The organism is Thermosulfurimonas dismutans (assembly GCF_001652585.1).
Taxonomy (GTDB): domain Bacteria; phylum Desulfobacterota; class Thermodesulfobacteria; order Thermodesulfobacteriales; family Thermodesulfobacteriaceae; genus Thermosulfurimonas; species Thermosulfurimonas dismutans.
Window position 1 is genome coordinate 1 of the sequence record NZ_LWLG01000027.1, and the last position, 6,480, is coordinate 6,480.

7 protein-coding genes are annotated in these 6,480 nt (G+C 52.3%); 4 read left to right on the forward strand and 3 right to left on the reverse strand.

Going from position 1 to position 6,480, the window contains the following annotated elements; translation table 11 throughout:
* Positions 1 to 315: 315 nt before the first annotated feature.
* Entirely contained in the window at positions 316 to 504 is a 189-nt protein-coding gene (locus TDIS_RS10455) for a hypothetical protein (protein ID WP_068671835.1), read from the forward strand.
* A gap of 189 nt (positions 505 to 693) precedes the next feature.
* On the opposite strand, the gene TDIS_RS10460 is transcribed toward TDIS_RS10455, so the two are convergent.
* Positions 694 to 1,911 carry an ATP-binding protein gene (locus tag TDIS_RS10460; RefSeq protein WP_068671836.1) on the reverse strand — a complete coding sequence of 406 codons (1,218 nt, stop codon included), beginning with the start codon at positions 1,909 to 1,911 and terminating at the stop codon, positions 694 to 696.
* A 91-nt stretch (positions 1,912 to 2,002) separates the two neighbouring features.
* On the opposite strand from TDIS_RS10460, the gene TDIS_RS11110 reads away from it, so the two are divergent.
* The 3 genes from TDIS_RS11110 to alaS are packed head-to-tail and all read left to right on the forward strand — an operon-like array spanning position 2,003 to position 5,512.
* On the forward strand, positions 2,003 to 2,272 hold the full coding sequence (locus tag TDIS_RS11110; protein WP_153303842.1) for a hypothetical protein: 270 nt from the start codon (positions 2,003 to 2,005) through the stop codon (positions 2,270 to 2,272).
* Positions 2,208 to 2,879: a nucleotidyl transferase AbiEii/AbiGii toxin family protein gene (locus TDIS_RS10465; RefSeq protein ID WP_068671837.1), complete on the forward strand. Its 672-nt coding sequence runs from the start codon at positions 2,208 to 2,210 to the stop codon at positions 2,877 to 2,879. Before TDIS_RS11110 ends, TDIS_RS10465 begins: the two co-directional genes overlap by 65 nt.
* Complete coding sequence (gene alaS, locus TDIS_RS10470) at positions 2,876 to 5,512, forward strand: alanine--tRNA ligase (protein WP_068671838.1); 2,637 nt, start codon at positions 2,876 to 2,878, stop codon at positions 5,510 to 5,512. Before TDIS_RS10465 ends, alaS begins: the two co-directional genes overlap by 4 nt.
* Here alaS and TDIS_RS10475 read toward each other — a convergent pair.
* The gene (locus tag TDIS_RS10475) at positions 5,501 to 5,791 is read right to left on the reverse strand and encodes an HU family DNA-binding protein (RefSeq protein WP_068671839.1); all 291 of its coding nucleotides are present in this window, start codon (positions 5,789 to 5,791) and stop codon (positions 5,501 to 5,503) included. The genes alaS and TDIS_RS10475 overlap by 12 nt on opposite strands.
* A gap of 49 nt (positions 5,792 to 5,840) precedes the next feature.
* Positions 5,841 to 6,480: nuclease-related domain-containing protein (locus tag TDIS_RS10480; protein WP_068671840.1), on the reverse strand; the 640-nt coding region annotated here is incomplete at its 5' end.

Genomic DNA, 6,480 nt, shown 5'->3' on the forward strand with positions numbered 1-6,480 from the left:
GGGGAATTAAGTTCCCTCTCCTTTTAGGGAGGGTTAGGGAGGGGGCCCGGTTCCCTCAGCATTATAGGGGAGGGTTAGGGAGGGGTTCGAGAACCCCCTAGCCTCCTTAAAAAGGGGGGAATAACTCCTCCCCCTTCTAGGGGGAGGTGGGGAGGGGATCGTATAAAAGGGCTGAAAACGGGCGGAATTTTCTGAAAGAGTGAGTAAAATCGTTATAACCGGATTTTATTCTGTTTTTATTATACTTAATAAAATTGGTTCTTGAGAGAGTTTTAACAGTCAAAGGAAAAGTGTAGTTATAATCAGGTGGTGTCAATGCTTGCGGAGATAAAGAGGTTTTATGATAGGGCAAGGGAGGTTGCGAGCAGTAAAGCGGAAACCGCATACACTAGACTTCAGGAGGTTTACAAGGAAGCAAAGAATTATGCGAAGAAAGGGTTGGCTGGAGCAATGATAGGAGCAGCAACAGAAGCGCTTTTCTTGAAATCATGGGTTATGGTGTAGTTATGAGAATTTATGCAGTAGCAAACTTCACCGCTAAGGGCAATCAATCCCTTGCTTTTTATGTACAGGACGGAACAAGCAATTTTAACGCCACTTTACTTGCGAACTTCACCGTCCTTGATCCTTATATAATTGAGGACTCAGAAAATAGTGGGCTTTCAAACCGAGGTGCGCCGGGGTTAATTTTTTTTAAAGACACCACCAGGGCAGGGTGTAGATATTCTCTCCCAGGGGCCTGATCTCGTCACCGGTGTAGACCACAAACCCTCGGTGAAAATTGGGGGTCACCTCCCGTAAGAAACGCAGGTTTTCGGCCTCTGAGAGCCCCACCCTGGACCGGGACTTCACCTCAAAGGCCAGCACCTGGCCCCCTATTTCCAGGACGAAATCTACCTCGCGTTCGCGTCCGCCGTAGGTTCGGAAATAAAAGAGCTCACCCCTCTGGAGTTCCGCTATCACTTTCAGGTTCAGGAAGACCAGGGTTTCAAGCAGACGGGCCCGATCTTCGGGGCGCAACTCCTGCGGGGAACGATAACGCATGAGATGGGCGCAGAGCCCGGGGTCCAGAAAATAGACCTTGGGGGCTTTGATGACCCTTTTGGCCCGGTTGCGCGTAAAAGAAGGGAGACGGTATACTAGCCCGCTTGTCTCCAGCAGATTCAGATAGCGGCTAACGGTGCTTTGGGGAAGCCCCAGATCCCGAGCCAGATCCACCACCCGCAGGAGCCCCCCGGAGCGCAGCGCCAGAAGCTCCATGAGCCGGCGAAAGTCCGGAAGATGAGTTATACGGGCAAGATCAAGCAGATCCCGTTCCAGATAGGTCCGCACATAGCCCCGCCACCAGGCAAATATATCCCGTTCCCGTTTAAGGAAGGTTACCGGAGGCAGGAATCCTCTAAAAAGCAAGAATTCCAGCTCACCCGGGGGAGAGCTCCAGGGTGGTTCCATTTCCTCTCCTTCAAGCCACCAGCCGGCCCGAGTCGAGGGAAGCTCCCCTAGTTCTCCCAGAGCAAAGGGAAGCAACTCCACATAAGCCGCCCGGCCGGCCAGAGATTCGGAGACCTTTTTCATGAGAAGGAGATGGGAGGAGCCGGAGAGCACGAAACGTCTTTTAGGCTCACGATCCACGGCCATTTTCACCGCCGAAAGGAGCCGGGGAGCCTTCTGCACCTCGTCCAGCACCAGGTTGGGGCCCACGGCCAGGAGATCCCGGGGGCTTTTTAAGGCCAGATCCAGAACCTCGAGGTCATCGAGGGAGAGATAGGTCCAGCTTTTGAATGGTTCTTCCTCTCGGAGCAGGGTGGTCTTGCCCGTCTGCCTGGCTCCGGTAAGAACCAGCACCCGGGCAAACTCCAGGGCCTCCTTGAGTTCCGAGGCCACCCATCTTGATAAATACTTCCATCTCATGGTTGAAATTAAACCACATCGTGGATGAATTTCAACAACGCATTTTGGTGCAAGCGCAAGGTGATTGGCCGGACGGGAACAAGGTTTTAAAATGGACTCGATGGTGCGGGGAAAGTTTGACTGGGATAAATGTGGAGACCCGGAAGTGCTACTCGTGCGGGAGATGCTTTTATCCGACCCCCGGGAGGTGCTGCGTTCTTACCCCCGCAAACGTTTGAGAGAGATATTTATCCGAAAGATACACCTTTTCCGGCGGGAAAATCGTACCTTTTGGAAACTCATTCTGGATATAAGCGATGAAGAATTGGTTAAAGCTTCAACTGGAAACCCTCGAGATTCTTTCACACTCTGGCCTTACTGAGGGCTTTTACCTGGTCGGAGGGATCGCTCTGGCTTTTCGCTATCAACATCGGATTTCTAAGAATCTGGCCTTTTTTTCTTTGCCGGAATTTGCGGATAGATATTTCCCGCATGATGAGTTATGGAGTAAACTTTCCTCTCTCGGAGAAATTTTAGACTATCGTAAAGGAACGGTTACTGGCATGGTGAACGGGGTTAAGGTGTCTTACTTCTCTTACCGTTACCCTCTACTACAACCGCTTCTGACCCTAGAGGAATTGCCCGGTGTCAAAATGGCTTCAGATGAGGATATAGCGGTGGCTAAGTTCATTGCGGTAGCGCAAAGAGGAGAAAAGAAGGATTTTTATAATCTGTGGTTTCTTATGCGGAAGAGGGGCTGGGATCTGAAATACCTCTTTTGTTTATGCACCCGAAAGTATAATTTAAAAGAAGAAAATATCGCTTTTTTGCTCAAAAGTTTTACCTTTTTTGAGGACGCCGAGGGTCAGGAAATTGAACTTCCCGAAGGCGGGGTCCTGGATAAAGAGACGTGGGAAGACATAAAAGAGTTCTTCCGGAAAGAGGTTAAAAGGTTGACCTTAGAAGACCATCCGGAGGTGTGCGGATGAAGGGACGCGAGATCCGTAAGGCTTTTCTTGATTATTTTGCTCAAAACGGACACGAGATCGTACCCTCGTCCTCACTTGTTCCGGCAGACGACCCCACGTTGCTTTTCACCAACGCCGGAATGGTGCAGTTCAAGAGGGTCTTTCTGGGCGAGGAGGAGAGGCCTTATAAGCGGGCGGCCTCCTGCCAGAAGTGTATGCGGGCGGGAGGTAAACACAACGATTTGGAGAACGTGGGCTACACCGCCCGGCACCATACTTTTTTCGAGATGCTCGGAAACTTCTCGTTTGGGGACTACTTTAAGGCCGAGGCCATCGCCTACGCCTGGGAATTCCTGACGAAAGTCCTCGGGCTTCCAAAAGAAAGGCTATACGCCACGGTCTTCAGGGAAGACGACGAGGCGGAGGAGCTCTGGCGCAAAATATCCGGGCTTCCGGCGGAACGCATCGTGCGCCTAGGGGAGAAGGACAACTTCTGGGCCATGGGCGATACCGGGCCCTGCGGCCCTTGCTCGGAGATTATCTACGATCAGGGCCCGGAGGTGGGCTGCGGCCGGCCCGAGTGTGCTCCCGGTTGTGACTGCGACCGGTTCCTAGAGATCTGGAACCTGGTCTTCATGCAATATGAAAGAGACGAGTCCGGGAATCTTCAGCCTTTGCCGAAACCTTCCATTGATACCGGGATGGGGCTTGAGCGTATCGCCTCGGTTATGCAGGGCGTTCAGAGTAACTACGATACCGATCTCTTTGCCGGAATCATGCAGGGTATCGCCGAGCTCTCCGGTAAGGAATACCGGGAGAGTCCGGAGGTGACGGCCGCCTTCCGGGTGATTGCGGACCACGTGCGGGCCGCCACCTTCCTCATGGCCGACGGGGTGGTGCCCTCCAATGAGGGGCGGGGTTATGTCCTCCGGCGCATTATCCGCCGGGCCGAACGCTTCGGAAGAACCTTGGGTCTTACCGAACCCTTTCTTTTCAGACTGGTGGCCACGGTGGTTGCCGAATTCGGGGACTTTTATCCTGAGCTGAAACGGGCCCAGGGTGCGGTGGAAAAGATCTTACAGATAGAGGAAGAGCGTTTTCTTGAGACCCTGGCCCGTGGGCTTGAGATCCTGGAAGAGGAACTTAAGAGCCTTTCCGAAAAGGGTGCCAAACGTATTCCCGGCGAGGTGATCTTTCGTCTTTACGATACCTACGGTTTCCCATACGACATCGTGCGAGACATCGGACTTTCCCGGGGCTTTGAGCTCGATATGGAGGGTTTTGAACGGGAACTCGCTCAGGCCCGCGAGAGGAGCCGCAAGAGCTGGAAGGGCGGGCTGACGAAAGCCCCGGAGGTTTTAAAGGACCTCACCGAAAGGCTTTCGGAGACCCCCTTCGTGGGCTACGAGGGCCTTTCGGCCAAGGCCGAGGTCCTAGCCTTGATAAAGGAGGATCAGGAAATCCCTGAGGCGCACGCCGGAGAGAAGGTCCTTGCGGTCTTTTCCCGCACGCCTTTTTATCCCGAAGGCGGTGGTCAGGTCTCGGACACCGGTCTGGCGCTGGCCCCGGGGTTCAAGGCCGAAGTCAAAGACGTGCGTCGTTTCGGAAACCTTATCTTGCACGAACTCGAGGTGGTGGAAGGGACCCTTCGTAAAGGCATGGAAGTGGACCTGGAGGTCCTTTCCGAAAGGCGGCTGGCCACCGCTCGGCACCACACCGCTACCCATCTCTTGCACGCCGCTTTGCGGAAGGTCCTCGGAGAACACGTGCGGCAGGCCGGGTCTCTCGTGGCCCCGGATCGCCTCCGGTTCGATTTTACCCACTTTGAGCCTCTGACCTTGGAGGAGATCCGTTCGGTTGAGGAGCTGGTAAATGCCAAGATCCGCGAGAATCTTCCGGTTGAGGTCAAGATGGTCTCCTTCAAGGAGGCCCTTTCCATGGGGGCTATGGCCCTTTTCGGGGAAAAATACGGAGAACGGGTGCGCGTGATAAAGATCGGGGACTTTTCGCTTGAGCTCTGCGGCGGCACCCATGTCTCCCGCACGGGGGACCTCGGCTTCTTCAAGATCGTGGCCGAAGGGAGTGTTTCAGCCGGAGTCAGACGTATCGAGGCCTTGGTCGGTGAGCCAGCCCTCAAATGGGTCTTCTCCCTTGAGGACGAAAGGTTCAAGCTGGCCGGACTCCTCAAGTGTTCGCCCTCGGAGATCGAGCACCGGGTTTCGGGGCTTTTGGCCAGAATCAAGACCCTTGAGGAGGAGATCAGTCGCCTCAAGCGGGGGGAGGTTAGGAAAACCCTGGAAGAAAAGCTTCAGGAGGTCTCGGAGGTCTCAGGGGTTAAGGTTATCTGCGCCGAGGTTCCGGCCAGAGACGCTTCCGAGCTTCGGGAGATGGGCGACTTTTTCAGGGACAAACTCGGCTCCGGAGTGGTCTTCCTCTATGCCGTAAACGACGGGAAGGTCCAGATGGTGGCCATGGTCACCAAGGACCTTGCCAAGAAGATTCCCGCGGGGAAACTCATGCAGGCCGTGGCTCCCGTGGTGGACGGCCGGGGTGGGGGACGCCCGGAGATGGCCCAGGGAGGCGGCACTCGCCCGGAGGCGGCCTCCGGTATCAAGGAGGTCCTTCTCGAAAAAGTGAAGGAACTAGTCTCGTAGTAGGCCCTTGAGTTTTCGGGAAGGGCGGAAGAAGACCTTCCGTCGGGCCGGAATCTCTATGACCTCTTTCTTTTGAAAATCGTAGGCCTTCCGTGGAGGGGCCTCCCGAACCTCGAAGGTCCCCAGCCCCGGAAGGCCCACCGTTTCTCCTGAGACCAGGGTCTCTTCTACGATTTCTAGGAAGGTCTCGAAGGCTGCGCGCACCTCCGCCCTCGACCAATCTAAGCCCTCGGCCCTAATCCTGCGATATACACGCTCGAGAAGTTCTTTCCGGTCCATATAGAGATCAAGCTTTCCGGCCTGGCGAGTATTGCCCGATCCACTGAAATTATAAGATTTCTTTCTGGCATTTAAAACAAAAAGCTTTACCCTTAAATCTCTTTTTGTTATTCCAACAAAATTTAGCTTCTTTTTCCGAGATGTTCGCTCCACATTTGAAACAAAAATACTTTTTTACATCTTTGATACCGAATTTCTTTTTCCAATCAATAGTAATTGGCTTGTGAAAACCTGCTAATTTTTTAGCAAACTCTTCTACCAGAGAAAAAGAACTTATTTTTAGTGCGCATTTAAAAGTATTTAGTACGTCTAACTCTTCAACATTCTTTTCTATGATAGTAGTTAACATATCGGCTTTTATGACATTGGAAAAATCAAACTTTTTTGATCTAGGGCGTCTAATTATTGCCTTAGGGGACACTAATACATAGTTTAAAAAACGAGGTTTTATCGTTATCCCCAATCTTTTTGGTAAAAGGTCGTGGGCTTCAATAAACTTTGAAAGTAATGCTATATGACGTTTATTTTGTTCGATTGGAGAGGGAATCCCAATATAGTAATTCTTGTACTTTACTTCAAATTCTCCTGATTCAGTTATTCTAAGACCGTACCTATAATTTTTGGATTCCAATACATATATATCAAAAAAGCGATTTATTAAAATATGATCAATCTGTGCAACTTTTCCA